We start from the raw sequence: 18,400 nt of genomic DNA, 5'->3' as shown, positions 1-18,400 counted from the left end.
TCCAGAAGGTCTGTTGCGGCGCATCAATGCGCTCGGACGCGTGCTGAGCCCGCATACAGACAAACTGGTTTTCAGTTTTCTGGACGTATACCGCAAAATCCGTAAACGTCTGGCAGCCCATCCATGCCGTCCCCGCGCCCCTGCGGCAGCGCGTCACACCGGCGTTTTGCAGGATGCCGCCAATGCCTGAAGGACAACGCGGCGCGAAGGCTATTCGTTGAAGCCCGGCGGCAGTTCGCCTTCCGGCAGTGCCCGCGTCTTGTCAGGAGCGGCGCCCGCACCCTCCCTGTTCTGTGGCTTCAGGCTCAAACCGGCTGACATGCCGGCTTCCATATATGATCCTCTGTTCAAACGCAGGGCATTGAGAGGCTCAACCACAACGGCCGACACCCTGACCGGGCAATGGCGTTCGCAATACCCGCAGCCATAGCAGCGTGCCGCGTCGACAACAGGCGCCGGCGCCGCAATGCCCTTCTGTTGCAAAATCTTTACCGCGCCATAAGGGCAGACTTCCTGGCAGACCATGCAACGCCGCCCTTCCGCCCACACAAGACAACGCTCGCGCAGCACAACGGCCGTCCCCACTTTTGCCCATTGTTTTTCCGGCAAAGGCAATGCGGCAATGGCCTGGCTGGGGCACACACGGCCGCATGCATTGCACCCCGGTTCACAGGGCCCGAGTCTGGGCGTGAGCACAGGACTGAACAAACCTTCCGGCCCGGCAGCCAGCCACGCAGGCTGCAAAGCATTGGCAGGGCAAACCTTCATGCATTCGCCGCACCGCAGACAAAGCGCCGAGAAACGGGATTCCGGCACTGCTCCGGGCGGACGGATGCAGGCTGCCGACAGGATCCCCTCTCGACTGTCCGCGCCCAGCAGGCTGTGCGCGCCGGAGCGCTGCACGCCTGCCAAAAGCATGCCCATGCCGGTCGCGCCCAAAAAAGCCCGCCGCGACGGCAGGGGAGAAGAAGACGCCCCGACGCCGACAGCATCGCGCCCGCCCTCTTCGTCCACAGTCGCCCCGCCGGAGAGCGCGGCAAAAGAGCCGCGCCCGAACGCGACGCCGCGCTCGGGGCATGCGGTCACACACGCGCGACAGACAAAGCATTCACCGTGCCGTGTTTCCATAGTGTCCGGGTCAATGGCCCCGGAGGGACACTCCCGCATGCAACGTCCGCAATGTGTGCAGGCCGCGACCCTGCGCCGCCAGAAAGGACGTATGGCGAAAAGAGCGAGCAGCCCTCCCGCCGGACAAAGATAGCGGCACCAGAAACGCGGCCGTATGTGCTCAAGCAGAAACAGCGTGCCAAAAAAAGCCAAAAGAAAATACAGGCTGTCAAAACGACGTAAATTCACCTGCAGGTAACTCAGGCCTGTCCAGTCGAAAGCCGCAAACAACGGCTGCCCGACCGTCAGACCGAAATTGCCGAGCAAGAGCAGCAAAGGGTGCAGCAGAAGCGCATAAAAACGGGTTATCAGCGGGATGGGAGAACCCCAGTAAAAATCGTTGACTCCCAGCGCGGCCGCACCGAGCATAGCCAGCAGGGCGAAATACTTGATATGCCGCCATCCCGCCTTGGACAAGGCGTCTTTTTTCAAACAGGGCGCGAATGACTTTGTCAGTCGGCGAATCAGTGTCAGCGTGGCGCCGAAAGGGCAAATCCAGCCGCAAAAAAACCGGCCGGCCGCCACGGTCAGAAGCAGAAGCGCGAGACCGGGCGCAAGTGTCGGAACCCATTGCCGGTCGGCCGTGGGCATGAGCAGGGCCGCCAGCGGATCCAAACGCAGAAAAATGTCCGCCGGGAGCCACAGTTCCGCCAATGACCCGGCCACGCTGAACAGCAGAAATAAAAAAGTCGCGAGGCTCGCCGTCTGCACACAAAACGTCAGACGGCGAGCCTCGCGTTTTTTGAAATGCCGCGCCATTTTCGCCTAAAGGACGATTCTTCGAACAGTCAATGCCTCAATATTCATATTGCCGAGCCCGCGCTCATGGGCAAGACGTATATGCCCCACCTGACGCGGCTGCATCTTGCGACCGTACCATTCATAGGACGATACGGCCGTTGCGTCCGCCGCCACCGGATCCGCCGAGGCAATAACCTCGCCCGGCTGAATCACCTTGCCCGGGCCGCCCGGGCCATTGGTCGTCAGCACCCGCGTGGCGTCAATGATTGCCAGACCAGGTTTGACGCGTGTCGCCAAATCAACAATGGAGGTGTTGAGATCATAGCGTGAATGCATGATACGCCTGTCATAAATCAGGCCCATCTGACCTTTGATCGCAAGAGAAACCCCGGCCGAGCCGTGGCTTTTGGCAACAGGCACGGCAATAATCACATCCGCATCAAGCGCGTCGCACATAAAAGCGTTGGTCCGCATCTCCCGGCCTTCAGCAAGCTCTGCGTCCTGATAAAAAGAAACATTCGTAAGGTAACGGCAGACGCCCGGCTCCACCCCGTCGCAAATATCGCGTATTCCCGAACGGGTCATGGACAGTTCCGGGTCTTGCAAAACATGATCCAGCACGCGAACACGGGCGGCGCCCGCCTCTTTGCACATGACAAGCACTTCCCGCACGACTTCAGGATGAGTGTTCGTTGCCGTCTCCGGCCCTTGGGCAAAACTCATGTTCGGTTTGATCACCACTTTCTGGCCCGGTTTAACAAAACGCGACATGCCGCCGAGCATATTGACGGCGGCCCTAGCGGCGGCACCGGGAGCCCCCTTCACAACCGCTACATCGGGGCATGTGTCGGCCAGCGCTTTTCCAGCCAGCGTCAGCATGGAGGCATTGACGCCGAGCATGCCGATGCCGGCTAATTGCCATTTCAAAAAATCACGCCGTTGCATAGTCCGCTCCCTGTCAGTCGATCACACGGTTTCTTCCGTATCCCGTCCACCCGTCCGCTAGAATTCCAGTCCCACGCGGAGGGAACCGCTCACGCCTTCGCGTTTGCCGACATAGCCCTGCACGCCGAGATCAACGAGCCACGGAGATTTGCTGGAAGGTTTAAAAACCAAACCCGCTTCACCAATGCCCGTCTCTCCTTCGAACTTCGCAGCCTTGAGATCATAGCCCCATACAGACGCTCTTGCCTTGCCGTCAAATTCATATTCGAAGGCCGCACCGATATAAGGGCTGATATACTCGTTGATTGCATAGGCAAATCGAGCTCCGCCACGCAGACGATGAGAATCAATCGGATCAAAACTTACCGGTTCGCCTGTGGAAATTGTTGCGTCATTGCCGTCCTGGTGCAACCAGAAGTATTTGCCGTACACATCAAGAGAGGCTTCCTCGGTGATGTTCCACACATAGCCCACACCGGCGTGAATACCGTAATACGTCGATTCCGTATCAAACGAGGCCTTGCGTCCGGAAACATCCTTCAGTCTGGTGGATTCATAATCATTATTGAGTCCACCGATGCGGGCCGCGGCTTCTGTATAGAAGTGACCCGGGCCGACATCATTGAACTTTAAGTGACCCAGCAAACCGCCACCAATATAGGAAGTGTTGCCGCTTCCATGAATATCGTATGAAGCTCCACCATATTCAAAAAAGGCACCGGCAGTCAGTTTACCGATTTCCGTATTTATATTACGTGAAATACCGGCCATCAAATTTACACTGCTTGTGTCAATATATGAACCGGTGTTATAACGCATGCTGCTTGCATCAACAACAGCGAAAGCACCCCAGGCATCTTCTTTCGCAGAATTGATTGCGCTTCCCATACCTGCGCCTGCCGCAAGGTCCGCACCCTGATTGGCAAGAGCTGCCCCAACAGAGGCTCCTTCGGTTATCGATTTGGCACCGGGTACAACAGGAGTACCACCGCCGCCTGGGCCGTCAGATTCAATAAGTTCAGCAACGAAGTCGTTGTCGCCGTCTTTCCTCAACTGAAAAGTGAATTCAAGAAGAGAACCGTGTTGTATTGTTTGAATTCCGCTGTCTTTAATATTACCTGCCAATTCTGTACTTCCGCGAAGCAGATAGTATTTGTCGCCAAACTGCAATGGTTCAACATCGCCAGAGAAATCTAGTTGTGGCCACATTCCATCAATACTGATGCTGTCCGCTGTAACAGTTAACACTGGATTATCTTGATTATTGACTGGAATACCTCGCAGATAAAATGCTAACATTCCTCTTAAATCGGCCGCATGCACAGTCATGCTGCTTCCAGGATATATATGCAGATTTGCATAACGACTCATATTAAAATCGTGATTGGGCGCATCCAAATTGAAACCGCTCATTAACGATGTATTAGTATACTGACGCAAATTGACAATATTTTTTTCAGCATCGGGCGCGTCTACAATAAACTTGTTATCGCCGCCCCAGTAAAAGTATCCATCCTGAGTAACTTCCATTCCGAATGTTTTACCGTTGTCCTGTTCCACATAGATGGGGTCATACAAATATACATCACCACCCGAGAATGGGGAAATGACAAGAGTCGCGTCAGCATTGCTATGGGGTTCGATTATCGGTGTCGTCGATCGGATAGAGATGGAATTGGTCCGTTTTCCATCAATATCATTAATCTCGTTGTTCCGGAAAATCGTTGTGTTGCCGGCAGTTGCAACTATAGTTAAGGACAAAGTCCCAGAAGAAGCGGCGATGTCGGTGCCGGTATCCAGTGTAATGGCACCACCGTATACACGACCCGAATCATACGTCTGCAAAGAAGTAAATATATTATCTGTAAACTGACTATCAGTGACTGTCAAACTATCTTCAAGATACAGTATTCCGGCACGTATATTACCTCTTGCTGTAATTGTATTATCAGCAAATATACTGCCACTGATATCGCCTATTGTACTTGTTAAAGTACCAACAATACCGCCATTAATATCTATAGCAGAAATAACATTGTTGGTGAACGTACAATCAATAATATCGCCAATAGTACTCTGATTTAAAGCACCAACAATACCACCTGTCCAAAGTGAGCCCGTGGTAATTACAGTATTGTTATCGAAAACATTATTGACAATATCGCCTATTGTGCTGTATGTATCAGCACCAACAATACCACCACCAACAACTCCAGAAGCAATGATCGTATTACCGCTGAATATGTTATCTGTAATATCTCCTATATATGTCCCATCGGCACTTTGCAGGTTATCAGTGTAAACTCCAACTATCCCACCACCACGAATTACTGCGTCGATTGTTACCGTATTGTCGCTGAATATATTGTTCTTAACGGCACCAATAGAGGCTGAAGCTTCCTGACTACTATGAACACCAACTATCCCACCACCTGCCATAGTGTCGGCGATTGTTACCGTGTTGCCGCTGAATATATTGTTCTTAAGGGCACCAATGGCTGAAGCTTCCTGAACACCATAAACACCAACTATCCCACCACCACGCATTATTTCGGTGGCTGTTACGATGTTATCGTTAAATATACTGTTGCTGATATCGCCTATAGTTCCCCGATAGGCTCCGATAATGCCGCCACCCTGGAAATCGCCGTCTCCATTTTTTGTTACTGTGTTATTACTGAAAATAGCATTGTCGATGGCGCCTATCTGTTGATTCTCACCAGCTCTTAATACGCCGCCGCCTCGTAGATTGTCGCCCACCTCAAAGGTTACTGTATTATTGTTGAACACAATTTCACTAAGATTGCCGATATTGCCATATAGTACAGCATTGTTACCAGCATAATCCTTGAAATGGTATCCACCAAGATTTGTTGTTGGTTCAATCATCGCATCTGACGGAAAAGCTGTACCACCAAAACTGGTTATAGCAAGCTCTACAGCATCAGAAATAAGTTTTTTCAAACCGCCCGTTTCCCCTCTTGCTAGATCAATCAAGCCGGTGGACAAGTCTGAAGGCAACTTTCCACCACCATTAAGATCTTCCGCCCGGGTAAAAAACGGATACGCTGTAAACATGGTTATGGTTATCAGAGTAACCATAAACTGCTTTACGTAGTTTCTTTTCATAAATTCCTTCCCCTGTTTTTATATGTAAACGATAATGCTGAATTCACCATGTCCGAAGGAAACGCCGAAAGCCGCGCTGAACCTTGCGGCGGACAGCGCGGCACTGCGGAGTTAGTGTGTGTGTGTGTGTGTGTAGCAAGAATCGGGCCGAAACCGTCAGCTTCGCCCGAATCTCTCTCCGCTCCGCGCGGGAAAATTTGTCCTTGCCCTGACCACATGCACTATGCCTTTACGTCCTTTAAGAAAACCAAGCCGAACAATGCAAAAACAGTCCGGTGAAGTAGTTGCTACTTTTACACACAAAACGCGGTGGCTGTCAAGCGGCATTGCGAACGGAAAGCAAGACGCATCTGTATTTCTTTGAGCCGCAACAGGTCATGCTTTTGAACCGTCCGTTTTACGGCTGCCTGAAACCGGGCATGATGGAAAAAGCCGTTGCGTGGAGCCAAAATTTGAGATGCCTCCGCCCTGGCGGGAGTTCCCGAAGTCGTTGACAATGTGTTTTTTTTGTACTACACTTTTGGAAATATATTTTTGTCAGAACTATAAAATTTTTTATACTGTCACACCAAGGAGTCGCAGTGTGAATATTCTGATTTTCGGACCCAACGGCAGCGGCAAAGGCACCCAGGGTGATTTGATCAGGCAGAAATACAATCTTGCTCATATCGAATCCGGCGCCATTTTCCGCGAGCATATCGGCGGCGGCACGGAACTCGACAAAAAAATCAAGGCATATATTGACCGCGGCGATTTGGTGCCGGATGACATTACCATCTCTATGGTTCTGGAAACATTGAAGAGCAAGGGGGAAAACGGCTGGCTGCTGGACGGATTTCCGCGCAACATGGTGCAGGCGGAAAAGCTGTGGGAAGCGCTCCAGAAAGAGGGCATGAGCCTTGACTATGTTGTGGAGATTCTGCTGCCGTGCGAAGTGGCGAAAAACAGGATTATAGGACGGCGGCTCTGCAAGAAAAACAATAATCACCCCAATAATATTTTTATTGACGCCATCAGACCCAAGGACGACAAATGCCGCGTTTGCGGTGCCGGGCTTTCAGCGCGCAGCGATGATCAGGACGAGACCGCCATCAACAAGCGCCACGACATTTATTACAACACGCAGAACGGCACGCTGGCCGCGGCCTATTATTACAAAAAACTGGCCGACGGGGGCAGGACGAAGTATATTGAACTCAACGGCGGAGGCAGCATTGATTCCATCAGGGAGACCCTGCTTTCCAAACTATCGTAGCGGGACCGGATGTTGATTTGTGCTGACAGGACAGACGCAAGAAACCGGTACGCCATACGACGCCAAGTTTTTTGCGTGAGGCTGTTGACAAAGCCGGTCTTTCCATTTTTTTGCGTCGTTGAACTATGCCCGATCAGCTTTTTTTGTCTTTTTTAAGCCATGACATCATGCTTCGCAGCTTTGCGCCCACCTGCTCAATCTGGTGTGCAGACTCGTTGCGCCGCGTTGTCAGAAACATGGGATGGCCGGCACGTGCTTCCACAATAAAATTGCGGGCAAAAGCGCCGCTTTGAATGTCTTTGAGCACGCGTTTCATCTCCTGTTTCACGGCCTCGCCGATCAGTCGGGGGCCTGAGACGTAATCTCCGAATTCCGCCGTGTTGCTTATGGAATAGCGCATGCGCGAAAGCCCGCCCTCGTATATAAGGTCAACAATCAGCTTCAGTTCGTGCATACATTCAAAATACGCCATTTCTGGCTGGTAGCCGGCTTCCACCAAGGTTTCAAAGCCTGCCTTTATCAAGGCTGAAACGCCGCCGCACAGCACGGCCTGTTCTCCGAAGAGGTCGGTTTCCGTTTCTTCCCTGAAAGTGGTTTCAATAACGCCGGAACGTGTGCCGCCAATGCCCCTGGCATAGGCAAGCGCAAGGTGCAACGCCTTGCCTGTGGCGTTTTGCTCTATGGCCACAAGGCAGGGCACTCCGCCGCCTTCGGCAAAGGTGCGGCGCACGAGATGCCCCGGCCCCTTGGGCGCGATCAGAAAAACATCCACGTCTTCAGGCGGTCTGATCTGGCTAAAATGTATATTGAAGCCGTGGGCGAAAAGCAGGGCCTTGCCCTTTGTCAAATGCGGCTTGATGTCTTTTTCGTACACGCTCGACTGCACTTCGTCCGGCAGGAGAATCATGATCATATCAGCCTGTCCTGCGGCTTCAGCGGCGGATACAGGCATAAAACCGTGTTCTTCGGCAAGGTCGTAGTTCTGTCCGCCCTGGCGCTGACCTATAATCACATTGACGCCGGAATCGCGCAGGTTTTGCGCGTGGGCATGGCCCTGACTCCCGTAGCCGATGATGGCCACGGTTTTGTTTTTCAGCACATTGATATCCGCATCCTGATCATAATACACTTTCATCTGCTTGTCCTTTGCAATGGTATAATGGTGACTGTGCGCAATGCTGAAGCTCCCGACGCGCTTCCAGTATAACCGGGCATCCGCTTATTTGGAACGGCGCATGGCGACAGAGCCGGCGCGCGCTATTTCCTTGATGCCGAAGCGTTGCAGCAGGTTGATGATGGCTTCAAGTTTTTCGTGATTCCCCGTGGCCTCAATGGTCATTTCGGTGGGGCTCACGTCCACGACTTTACAGCGGAATATTTCCACCGTGCGGAGAATCTCGTCGCGCGCCGGTCCTTCCGCCTGCATTTTCATAAACATCATTTCCCGTTCCACAGAAGGAATGTCCGTAAAGTCCACCACCCTGATGACAGTCACAATTTTGTGAAGCTGCTTCATTATCTGTTCAACAATCGCGCTGTCCCCAAATGTCGTTATGGTCATGTGGGAAACGCCGTCTTCCAGTGCCGGCGCCACATTGAGAGAGTGAATATTGAAGCCCCGTCCGCTGAACAGCCCCACAACGCGGGAGAGCACGCCGGGCTCATTTTCCACCAGCACGGAAAGCACGTGTCGTTGCATAGTCATTTCCTCTATACGAGCAGCATTTCATCAAGGGCCGCGCCGGCGGGCACAATGGGATAGACGTTTTCCTCCCGCTCCACCATCACGTCAATGAAGGCCGGAGACGGCGTTGCGAGCGCTTTTTTCAGAACAGGCAACATATCTTCCTGTTTTTCAATCCTGTATCCCTCAGCGCCGTAAGCTTCAGCCAGTTTAACGAAATCCGGCTGAGCTTCCATGTTGGTGGAGCTGTAATTTCCATTGTAAAAGAGTTCCTGCCATTGCCGCACCATGCCGAGGTGGCGGTTGTTCAAAATGACCACCTTGACCGGCAGCCTGTTTGCCACAGCGGTAGCCAGCTCCTGGATGTTCATCTGCAGGGAGCCGTCGCCCGCCACGACAATCACCTTTTTATCGGGAAGGGCAAATTGCGCGCCGATAGCGGCAGGGAAGCCGAAACCCATCGTGCCGAGGCCGCCGCTGGTGAGCAGTGTGCGAGGTTTTGTGAATGCATAAAACTGGGCGGTCCACATCTGGTGCTGCCCTACTTCTGTGGCAATAACCGCGTCGCCGCCGGTGATTTCAAACAGGGCCTCCACCACATGCTGCGGCTTGATGTTGCCGTTTTTTTGATAGGCCGGGGGTTTGCTTTCTTTCCATTCCCCCACCTCGTCAAGCCAGTCCGCGTGTTTGTCCGCCCAGTCTTCTCCGGCAAACCTGGTATCGCATATTTCCATGACGCCCTGCAGCGAGAGGCGGCAATCGCCCACCACAGGCACGTCCACCTCAACATTTTTACGGATGGATGTGGGGTCAATGTCAATATGCACAATGCGCGCCTTCGGCGCGAAGGCGGAGAGCCTGCCCGTTACCCTGTCGTCAAAACGCGCGCCGGCGCACACCAGCAGGTCGGCGTTGTTTATGGCGAGATTGGCGGCATAAGAGCCGTGCATGCCGATCATGCCGAGCCAGAGCGGTTCCGTGGCCGGAAAGGCGCCAAGCCCCATCAGGGTGCCTGTCACGGGAATTCGCAGCTTGCGCGCGAGGCTTGTGAGTTCCGTCGCGGCGTTGGACATAATAACGCCGCCGCCCGCCAGGAGCACGGGACGCCTGGCTCTTGCGAGTGCTTCGGCCGTGCGTCTGAGCTGGTTTAAATTGGGCTTGCAGGTAGGGTTGTAACTGCGCATGCCTATTTCATCCGGCCAGATAAACTCTGTTTTGGCCTGCATGACATCTTTCGGCAGGTCCACAAGCACAGGGCCGGGGCGGCCGGACCGCGCCAGATAAAAGGCCCGGCGGATGGTCATGGAAAGCTTTCGCACGTCTTTGACAAGAATATTGTGTTTGGTGCACGAGCGGGTTATTCCCACGATGTCCACTTCCTGAAAGGCGTCATTGCCGATCAGTTGCGTGGGAACCTGCCCTGTGATCACAACAAGGGGGATGGAGTCACAATATGCGGTTGCAATGCCCGTGACTGTATTGGTGGCGCCTGGACCGGATGTGACAAGGCAGGCTCCGACTTTGCCCGAGGCTCTGGCATAACCGTCGGCGGCGTGCACGGCTCCCTGCTCGTGGCGTACAAGCACATGGCGCAGTTCTGGGTGCTTCGGCAGCTCGTCGTAAATATCGAGGATAGCGCCGCCCGGGTAGCCGAACAGCACTTCCACGCCTTCACGCTTTAAGGATTCAAGAACAATCCACGCGCCTGTGCATTCCATAATCATTTTTCCTGTTCTTTCAAACGGTCCAGAATGGTCATCAGTTTTGTTTTACCTTCAAGTTTTTGTTTTTTCAACTGTTTTAATGTCTGTTCTTCTATGGGCGTGCGGAAGGATTTGCCTTCCAGTTTTTCTACCTGCTTGTTGTACAGCACATGGTCTTCCCATAAGGATTTCAGCTCCGGATTATTGGGCATGTGTTGTTTCAGAAGGCTCATCTCATGCTGATCCATAAAAAATCTCCAGTGTTGGATTTTTTGCTGCAATGGCCGAGAGCAGTTGAACCTTGAAAAACCGAACTGCTCTGCAGACATGCCCTGCGGCGCATTCATGTTTTCATGAATACCAGCGCCCTCATCGCAAGGCAAGGGCATATTGGGCCATGGAAGCGATCACAATGCGGTTGACAAGCTCAATAGCCAGTAAAACAACGACAGGCGACAAATCAAGGCCGCTCATATATGTAAAGGGCAGCCATTTGCGCACCCGGTAAAATACGGGTTCCGTCAGAAGACGCAGTGTGTGCACTACAGGATTGTACGGATCAGGGCGCACCCATGTCAGCACAGCGGCAATGATGACAACCCAGAAATACAGATTGAGCAGGGAACCCAGCACCATGGCGACGGCGCCCAGCGTATTGGCAAGAACAATCATATCGTCTCCCGAATTTGCGATAACGACCGACACTCTGTCTTTATTGTTTCTATTTCGCAATAATTAAGTCATGAGGCCTCAAAGCGCGCCGGCAAGCGCCTGTGCAAGCTCCACAAAATTCAAGACCGTGATGTGGCCCTGCAAACCGTCGCCGTTGAACGCGGCAAACACCACGTCCGCGCCGAGCGCCGCTGTTTTGTCGTGTTCGCTGTCTCCCACAAAGAGCGTCCGGCATGGCGCAACGCCCCAGGCTTTGCAGATCATCCTCGTCCCTTCAGGGGAAGGTTTGGGGGCCGCGTTGCTCGCCGTGACGACAGGATCAAAATAAGGAGGCAGCGCGAAAAAGTCCAGAACCGTTTGCAGCCCGCGATCAACGCGGTTTGTCGCAATCGCCATCCGCAGGCCGCCGGCGTGCAGGCGTTCAATAAACTCAAGAAAACCCGGCTGCAGGCGCAGCAGGGGAACAATATCCCTGGCGTAATTGACAGCGGCGTTTGCCGTCTGTTCAAGGCAGGCGTGCAGGTGCGGCGGCAGTATGCGGCACAGCGCCTGACGCGCTGTGGCCATAAAGGCGTAACACTCCTGTTCGGAAGTCATGGCGGGCATGCCCAGATACGCCAGAATGCGGTTGTAGTATTCCCTGTTGGCGTCGCGGGAGTCTATCATCACGCCGTCGCAGTCAAAGATTACGCCGACAAGACCATCGGGAAAAAGTGTTTTTGTCACGCTGTTTGCCTCCGGTGGTACCGGACGATCCGGATACACTTCCTTGTTTCCGCAACAATTCCTGCCTGTTGAAAATGCGTTGGCAAGAGCGGCGCGCAAGGCAGTATACAAATGTGGCACAAAAAGAGCCACCTTTTTGCCGGCTTTCTGGTTTTTCTGTATTGACGGCAAGTTGCGGCGATGTGTCAGGCCCTGTTTTGTTGTTGCGGCGACCTAGGCAGTGTTGAAACTATATCTGATTATCCAACGACGCTGCGGCGTCTTGCCCGGCATGTTTGACAATGTGCTTATCGGTGGTACTGTTTTTGAAATATTGTTACACTGGGACGTTCCGCCGGGGTTGACGGAGCGGATGTCTGTTGTCTGCGCCCCAACGGAGGATGCAGGAATAAGGAATTGACGGCAGCTTCAAAACCGCAATAGACTCCCCCGCATGGCTGTCCGATACCGCAATCCCCTGCGCGCCCATAGCTCAGATGGACAGAGCAGGAGCCTTCTAAGCTCTTGGCCGGGGGTTCGAATCCCTCTGGGCGCGCCAAGTAAAAACAATAGGTATATCCATTGTTTGGAGTGACCTATTTTTCATTATGGACTTTTTTGTTTGCAGCTCCCCGACATCCGCAGAGGAGGTTTATGCCAAAACGTACTGATATACATACTGTTCTTGTCATCGGCGCCGGCCCTATCGTTATAGGCCAGGGCTGCGAGTTTGACTATTCCGGCTCACAAGCCGTCAAGGCGCTGAAAGAAGAGGGCTACAGGGTGGTGCTGGTCAATTCCAACCCGGCCACCATAATGACAGACCCTCAACTGGCCGACGCCACATATATAGAACCCATTGAAAAAGAAACCCTTGCCGCCGTTATACGCAAGGAGCGCCCTGACGCGCTTTTGCCGACACTGGGCGGCCAGACGGCATTAAACGCCGCTCTTGCGCTGGCCAGGAGCGGCGTTTTGACGCAATACGGCGTGGAAATGATAGGCGCGTGCGCCGAGGTTATTGAAAAAGCGGAAAGCCGCGAACTCTTCCGCGAAGCCATGCAACACATCGGCCTCAAGGTGCCGGCCAGCGGCATTGCCCGCACTATGGACGACGTACGCCGCCTTGCCGATATCCTGCCTTTACCCATTATTGTGCGCCCCGCCTTTACCCTCGGCGGCGCCGGCGGCGGCGTTGCCTACAATCAGAAAGACCTGAAACAGATGGCGGCGCACGGTCTGGACGCAAGCCCGACAAGGGAAGTGCTGCTTGAACAGAGCGTGCTCGGCTGGAAAGAGTTTGAAATGGAGGTCATGCGCGACAAAAAAGACAATTGCGTGATCGTCTGCTCCATTGAAAACCTTGATCCCATGGGCATACACACGGGCGATTCCATCACCGTGGCGCCGTCACAGACCCTCTCTGACGTGGAATACCAAAAAATGCGCAACGCCTCCATAGCCATCATGCGCGAAATAGGCGTGGAAACGGGCGGCAGCAATGTGCAGTTCGGTGTCAACCCGCGCAACGGCGAGATGGTGGTGATTGAGATGAACCCGCGCGTTTCGCGATCGTCCGCGCTGGCGTCAAAGGCGACGGGCTTTCCCATTGCCAAACTGGCGGCAAAACTTGCCGTGGGCTACACCCTGGACGAGCTGCGCAACGACATCACCCGCGAAACAGCAGCCGGCTTTGAGCCGGCCATTGACTACTGCGTTATCAAGATACCACGCTTCACCTTTGAAAAATTTCCCGGCGCGGCGGACGAGCTGACCACCTCCATGAAAAGCGTGGGCGAGGGCATGAGCATAGGCCGCACCTTCAAAGAGGCGCTGCAGAAAGGCTTGCGCTCTATGGAAATCGGGGCTTTCGGCCTCGGCAACGGCCTGCGCGGCGCCCCACCTGCGCGCGATGACGCGCTCGCAGCCCTAGTGAAGCCGCATTCACGCCGCATATTCGCCCTGCGCGACGCCCTGCTTGCCGGCGCAAGCGAAGAAGACGTCGCAGCCGCGTCGTCCATTGACCCCTGGTTTATCCGTCAGATCAAAGACATTGTGAACATGGAAATCCGCATACACGACTTCGGCATAGCCAACGACATGACAAGCGCCAACGGGCACCTCGCCAAAGTGCTGCGCGAAGCCAAGGAATACGGTTTCTCCGACCGCCAGCTCGCGCAGATGTGGAAACGCCCAGAAGGCGACATCCGCCGTCTACGCAAAGAAATGGGCATTGAACCAACCTATTATCTGGTGGACACCTGCGCGGCGGAATTTGAAGCCTGTACTCCCTATTACTATTCCACATACGAACAGGGCGACGAACTCGACGTGAGCGGCAAGCGCAAGGTGATCATTCTGGGCGGCGGGCCGAACCGCATCGGCCAAGGCATAGAATTTGACTACTGCTGCTGCCACGCCTCCTTTGCGCTGCGCGAGGCCGGCATAACGGCGATCATGGTCAATTCCAATCCGGAAACTGTCTCCACAGACTACGACACCTCTGACCGTCTCTATTTTGAGCCCCTGACTTTTGAAGACGTTATGAACATTGTGGAGAAGGAAAAACCCGAAGGCGTGATCGTGCAGTTCGGCGGGCAGACGCCGCTCAATCTGGCCGTGCCGCTGATGCGCGCGGGCGTGCCCGTTCTGGGCACCTCGCCCGACGCTATCGACCGCGCCGAAGACCGTGAGCGCTTTGAGGCTGTTATCAAAAAACTTGATTTGCTGCAGCCGCCCAACGGCACGGCCAAAGACCTGAGCGAAGCGCTGGAAGCGGCCCGGCGCATAGGCTGGCCTGTGATGGTGCGGCCGAGTTATGTGCTGGGCGGGCGGGCCATGGCCGTGGTATACGACGCCGAGGAACTGACCGCGTATTTTCGCGAGCAGATGCCGGAAAAACCGGAACATCCCATCTTGATAGATAAATTTCTGGAACACGCGACAGAGGTGGACGTAGACGCACTTTCCGACGGCGAAGAAGTGTATCTCGCCGGCATTATGGAGCATATCGAAGAAGCGGGCATACACTCAGGCGACTCGGCCTGCGTGCTGCCGCCGTTTTCCATTTCCTGCGGTAACATGGCGCTGATCGCAGCTCAGACAGAAGCTCTGGCGCGTGAACTCCGGGTCAGGGGAATGATGAACATTCAGTTCGCCATCAAGGGCGACGACCTCTATATCCTTGAGGTCAACCCGCGCGCTTCGCGCACTGCGCCCTTTGTTTCCAAGGCCACTGGCGTGCCACTGCCCGCGCTCGCCACACAGGTGATGCTCGGCAAAAACCTAGATGAACTCGACCCCTGGAGCATGCGCCGCAGCGGCTTCACCTGCGTTAAGGAAGCTGTGCTGCCCTTCCACCGTTTCCCCGGTGTGGACGTTATTCTGGGGCCGGAAATGCATTCCACAGGAGAAGTCATGGGCATGGGGAGCGGCTTTGGAGAGGCATTTCTCAAAAGCCAGCTCGGCGCGGGGCAGCTGCTGCCGCAAGGCGGCAGAATTTTTCTTTCCGTCAACGACCGCGACAAGCCCTTTCTGCCCGAAATGGGCGCCATGTTCGCCGGTCTGGGCTTTGAACTGCTCGCCACCAGCGGCACGGCAGCCGTGCTGCGCGGCAACGGCCTTGCGGCGGGAACCGTCCGCAAGGTTTCAGAAGGCCGGCCCAACATTGTGGACATGCTGATCAACCGCGAAGTCGCGCTGGTGGTCAATACGGCTTCGGGCAAACGAACCGCGCAGGATTCACGGATCATACGCCGCGCCGCGCTGTTATACGGGGCGCCCTACTGTACCACCATCTCGGGCGCAAGGGCCACAGCCATAGCCATAGGCTCCCGCCGGGACGTGATCCATGTGGAAAGCCTCCAAGAATATTATACGCGCGCCGGCGGGCATGCCGCGTCTTAACCAGTCAGGGGTTGTTTCGTGCAGGCATTACTCACGCTTGAAGACGGCTTCAGCCTTGTCGGCAAGTCTTGTACAGGCGAATTTGAGACCGGCGGCGAAGTTATTTTCAACACCTGCATGACAGGCTATCAGGAGGTGCTGACAGACCCCTCATACTACGGTCAGATGGTGTGCATGACCTGGCCGCTGATCGGCAATTACGGCATAAACAATGAAGATATGGAGTCCGACCGCGTGCATTTGCGCGCCCTGCTCGTGAAGGAATGCTGCAAAAAACCCTCCAGCTGGCGGGCAGTCATGTCTCTGCCCGATTTTTTGCAACGTCATAACACGCCCGGCATAGAGGGCCTAGACACCCGTGCCCTCACGCGCCATTTGCGCATGCACGGCGCCATGCGCGGCATGATTTCCACAAAAAACCTTGTGCCGCGTTTCCTGCAGGAACGCGCCCGCGCCCTGCCGCCCATGCAGGGACAGAATCTTGTGCCGTTTGTCGCGGCGCGGGAACCATATTTCTGGACAAACAACGGTCTGCGGCCGGCGAGCTTTTCTGCGGCCGGCGCCTATGCCTGGCAGGGTAGCGGCGTGCGGCTGCTCGTGTACGACTACGGCATCAAATGGAATATTCTGCGCGAACTTGTCGCCACGGGCTTTGAACCACTGGCTGTGCCGCCTCTTTTCAGCGTGGAGCAGGCAAAAGCCAGCGGCGCACAGGCGGTTTTTCTTTCCAACGGACCGGGAGATCCCGCCGCGCTGACGGAAGAAACAGCCCTCACACGCGAACTGATTGCGCATTTTCCCGTCACGGGCATCTGCCTCGGCCATCAGCTCATCGGCCATGCGCTCGGCGGCACAACGGCCAAGCTCCGCTTCGGCCACCACGGCTGCAACCACCCTGTCAAGGACATCACAACCGGACGCATCGAACTGTCTTCACAAAACCACGGTTTTCACGTTGTGCTTGACGGCATGGATGATGTGGAGGCGACGCACGTCAACCTCAACGACCATACCCTGGAAGGGCTCAGGCACAAAAGCCTGCCTGTCATGGGCGTGCAGTACCACCCCGAGGCGGCTGCGGGACCGCACGACGGGCGGTATCTGTTCAGCCGTTTTTATGACGTGATAACGCAGGCCGCAAGCTTCTGAAAACCTACCCATAATCGGCCGCAAAGCCGGAATAGCCAAATTCCCTGCCTGCCGTAATCTTTGCCGCCCTTCTGCCGATAAGACCCATACAGACGCTTTGCGTCGGACAGATGCACTCTATGATATTGACAAATTCCGACGCCACGCCGTAGGGAAAATTCAGCCGGAACACGCTCACGTCTGCTTCAAACAGATCTTTAAGCTTGTCCTTTGTATTTGGAAGCGGGGCCGATGGTGGCGACGTTTTTTGTTTTCACGGCTGTTTCTTGCGGCAAAGGGCGGCTTTTGAAGAAGCGAATGGCGTACGGCTGTCGCGCCATAACCGCGGCGATGACAAGAGAAGCGTCATCATGCCGCGTCTTGGTCCGCATCCCAGCGGGCGCGGCTACAGACTGCGTTCTTCCATGGCTGACTGTTTTTTGCCGGGCGTACCGGAAGGCGGGGTTGTGACCGGCTGCAGGCCCGGCATAAAATCCTGCACTTCTGTGGGGGCAATCAGCGTGTCATCAGCCGTACGGCTGATGACACGGCTGTCGCGCACATACAGATTGCAGGCCAGTCCAAAACATTCGTACACAGCGGCTGCTGTGCCTTTGAGCTGTTCCGTGTCGTTGCGCGGCGGCGGCACCAGCACATAGTAGTTGCGGCTGCGTCCGCCGCCTGTCTTTGGTTCCACAAGGCAGGAAATGAGCCATTCCGTTTCGCCGTCGCTGTTCCAGTCAACAATCGCCACCATATTCAGGTCGAGCTTCTGTGTCGGGTGATTTATGCTGAAGCCGTTGGGCCTGTGTTTAACTCTGCTTTCCGGCTGAAGGGTTGCGGCAAAGGTGTCCCCCAGATAGACATGTCCCGAATCTCCGAACATGAATGACGGGGAAAGCCTGTGAAAAAGCGTGTCGCCATAATTTCGGAATCCTGCAAGCGAAAGGGCGGGGGTGTAGGCGTTGTCGCTGTTCAGCAGCCGGCGCACCTGAAGTTCTTTCGGCATGCGCCGGGCCATTTGGGCAAATTGCTCTTTTTCTATGACAACAACCGGTTTGGCGCCGCAGCCGGCAAGCAGCGCCCCAAGGCAGAACAGGACGCATAAACGGTATATAAGCATTATTTCTCCGGTGACTTGAAAAACTTTGTTTTTGTATGCGTCTTGCGTCCGCTTGTAAAGAGAGAGGTCTGCATGAGAGATTTACTTTTTCAGGGACGGTTGAGGCCATCGGCATTTTCCTGCCCGGCAGGGCAATGGATATTCCGAAAATAATGGACATGCCGGCTGCGGATATATACGACCTGGATTGCTCTTGGTATGTCCGCCGTGATTCGCTACTGTCTTCAACAGGCGTCTGTGAC

The 18,400-nt window shown here is 54.7% G+C and carries 16 protein-coding genes and 1 tRNA gene; 5 read left to right on the top strand and 12 right to left on the bottom strand.

Annotated features, from left to right (window positions below; translation table 11 throughout):
* Nucleotides 1-13: 13 nt before the first annotated feature.
* A complete protein-coding gene (locus tag RSDT_RS07270) occupies nt 14-190 on the top strand; it encodes a DUF1848 domain-containing protein (protein WP_231941859.1) in 177 nt (58 codons plus the stop codon).
* A gap of 20 nt (nt 191-210) precedes the next feature.
* Here the strand turns inward: RSDT_RS07270 and RSDT_RS01250 are convergent, their stop codons facing one another.
* The 3 genes from RSDT_RS01250 to RSDT_RS01240 are packed head-to-tail and all read right to left on the bottom strand — an operon-like array spanning nt 211 to nt 5,982.
* The gene (locus RSDT_RS01250) at nt 211-1,926 is read right to left on the bottom strand and encodes a 4Fe-4S binding protein (protein WP_096399250.1); all 1,716 of its coding nucleotides are present in this window, start codon (nt 1,924-1,926) and stop codon (nt 211-213) included.
* A 6-nt stretch (nt 1,927-1,932) separates the two neighbouring features.
* A complete protein-coding gene (locus RSDT_RS01245; protein WP_096399249.1) occupies nt 1,933-2,853 on the bottom strand; it encodes a DUF362 domain-containing protein in 921 nt (306 codons plus the stop codon).
* A gap of 57 nt (nt 2,854-2,910) precedes the next feature.
* Nucleotides 2,911-5,982: an autotransporter outer membrane beta-barrel domain-containing protein gene (locus RSDT_RS01240; RefSeq protein WP_096399248.1), complete on the bottom strand. Its 3,072-nt coding sequence runs from the start codon at nt 5,980-5,982 to the stop codon at nt 2,911-2,913.
* Between the two features lie 583 nt (nt 5,983-6,565).
* On the opposite strand from RSDT_RS01240, the gene RSDT_RS01235 reads away from it, so the two are divergent.
* Nucleotides 6,566-7,237 (top strand): adenylate kinase, encoded by a 672-nt coding sequence (locus tag RSDT_RS01235; RefSeq protein WP_096399247.1) that lies wholly within the window; start codon nt 6,566-6,568, stop codon nt 7,235-7,237.
* A 133-nt stretch (nt 7,238-7,370) separates the two neighbouring features.
* Here RSDT_RS01235 and ilvC read toward each other — a convergent pair whose 3' ends face one another.
* From ilvC to RSDT_RS01205, 6 genes are all read right to left on the bottom strand, one after another.
* Nucleotides 7,371-8,414, bottom strand: coding sequence for a ketol-acid reductoisomerase (ilvC, locus tag RSDT_RS01230; RefSeq protein WP_408606734.1), 1,044 nt, complete (start codon nt 8,412-8,414; stop codon nt 7,371-7,373).
* A 42-nt stretch (nt 8,415-8,456) separates the two neighbouring features.
* Entirely contained in the window at nt 8,457-8,936 is a 480-nt protein-coding gene (gene ilvN, locus RSDT_RS01225; RefSeq protein ID WP_096399245.1) for an acetolactate synthase small subunit, read from the bottom strand.
* Between the two features lie 11 nt (nt 8,937-8,947).
* Nucleotides 8,948-10,639, bottom strand: coding sequence for a biosynthetic-type acetolactate synthase large subunit (ilvB, locus tag RSDT_RS01220; RefSeq protein WP_096400346.1), 1,692 nt, complete (start codon nt 10,637-10,639; stop codon nt 8,948-8,950).
* Nucleotides 10,640-10,641: 2 nt separating this feature from the next.
* The gene (locus tag RSDT_RS01215; RefSeq protein WP_096399244.1) at nt 10,642-10,872 is read right to left on the bottom strand and encodes a DUF465 domain-containing protein; all 231 of its coding nucleotides are present in this window, start codon (nt 10,870-10,872) and stop codon (nt 10,642-10,644) included.
* A 121-nt stretch (nt 10,873-10,993) separates the two neighbouring features.
* Nucleotides 10,994-11,296, bottom strand: a complete 303-nt coding sequence (locus tag RSDT_RS01210) for a YggT family protein (protein ID WP_096399243.1) — start codon at nt 11,294-11,296, stop codon at nt 10,994-10,996.
* 78 nt (nt 11,297-11,374) lie between these two features.
* Nucleotides 11,375-12,022 carry an HAD family hydrolase gene (locus tag RSDT_RS01205; protein ID WP_096400344.1) on the bottom strand — a complete coding sequence of 216 codons (648 nt, stop codon included), beginning with the start codon at nt 12,020-12,022 and terminating at the stop codon, nt 11,375-11,377.
* Nucleotides 12,023-12,483: 461 nt separating this feature from the next.
* Between RSDT_RS01205 and RSDT_RS01200 the strand changes: the two genes are divergently transcribed.
* From RSDT_RS01200 to carA, 3 genes are all read left to right on the top strand, one after another.
* Nucleotides 12,484-12,560, top strand: a tRNA-Arg gene (locus RSDT_RS01200).
* Between the two features lie 95 nt (nt 12,561-12,655).
* A complete protein-coding gene (gene carB, locus RSDT_RS01195) occupies nt 12,656-15,907 on the top strand; it encodes a carbamoyl-phosphate synthase large subunit (RefSeq protein ID WP_096399242.1) in 3,252 nt (1,083 codons plus the stop codon).
* An 18-nt stretch (nt 15,908-15,925) separates the two neighbouring features.
* Nucleotides 15,926-17,056: a glutamine-hydrolyzing carbamoyl-phosphate synthase small subunit gene (gene carA / locus RSDT_RS01190; RefSeq protein WP_096399241.1), complete on the top strand. Its 1,131-nt coding sequence runs from the start codon at nt 15,926-15,928 to the stop codon at nt 17,054-17,056.
* A 4-nt stretch (nt 17,057-17,060) separates the two neighbouring features.
* On the opposite strand, the gene RSDT_RS07265 is transcribed toward carA, so the two are convergent.
* From RSDT_RS07265 to RSDT_RS01180, 3 genes are read right to left on the bottom strand one after another with little or no spacing between them, the layout of a single operon-like run.
* Nucleotides 17,061-17,234, bottom strand: coding sequence for a hypothetical protein (locus tag RSDT_RS07265; protein WP_231941858.1), 174 nt, complete (start codon nt 17,232-17,234; stop codon nt 17,061-17,063).
* A gap of 19 nt (nt 17,235-17,253) precedes the next feature.
* On the bottom strand, nt 17,254-17,427 hold the full coding sequence (locus RSDT_RS07260; RefSeq protein WP_231941857.1) for a hypothetical protein: 174 nt from the start codon (nt 17,425-17,427) through the stop codon (nt 17,254-17,256).
* A 14-nt stretch (nt 17,428-17,441) separates the two neighbouring features.
* Complete coding sequence (locus tag RSDT_RS01180) at nt 17,442-18,158, bottom strand: hypothetical protein (protein WP_096399240.1); 717 nt, start codon at nt 18,156-18,158, stop codon at nt 17,442-17,444.
* Nucleotides 18,159-18,400 lie beyond the last annotated feature (242 nt).

Origin of the sequence: Candidatus Desulfovibrio trichonymphae, assembly GCF_002355955.1 — a bacterium.
GTDB classification, from domain to species: Bacteria; Desulfobacterota; Desulfovibrionia; order Desulfovibrionales; family Desulfovibrionaceae; genus Desulfovibrio; species Desulfovibrio trichonymphae.
Note: the sequence above shows the minus strand (reverse complement) of the source record. Positions and strands in the feature narration are given on the sequence as shown.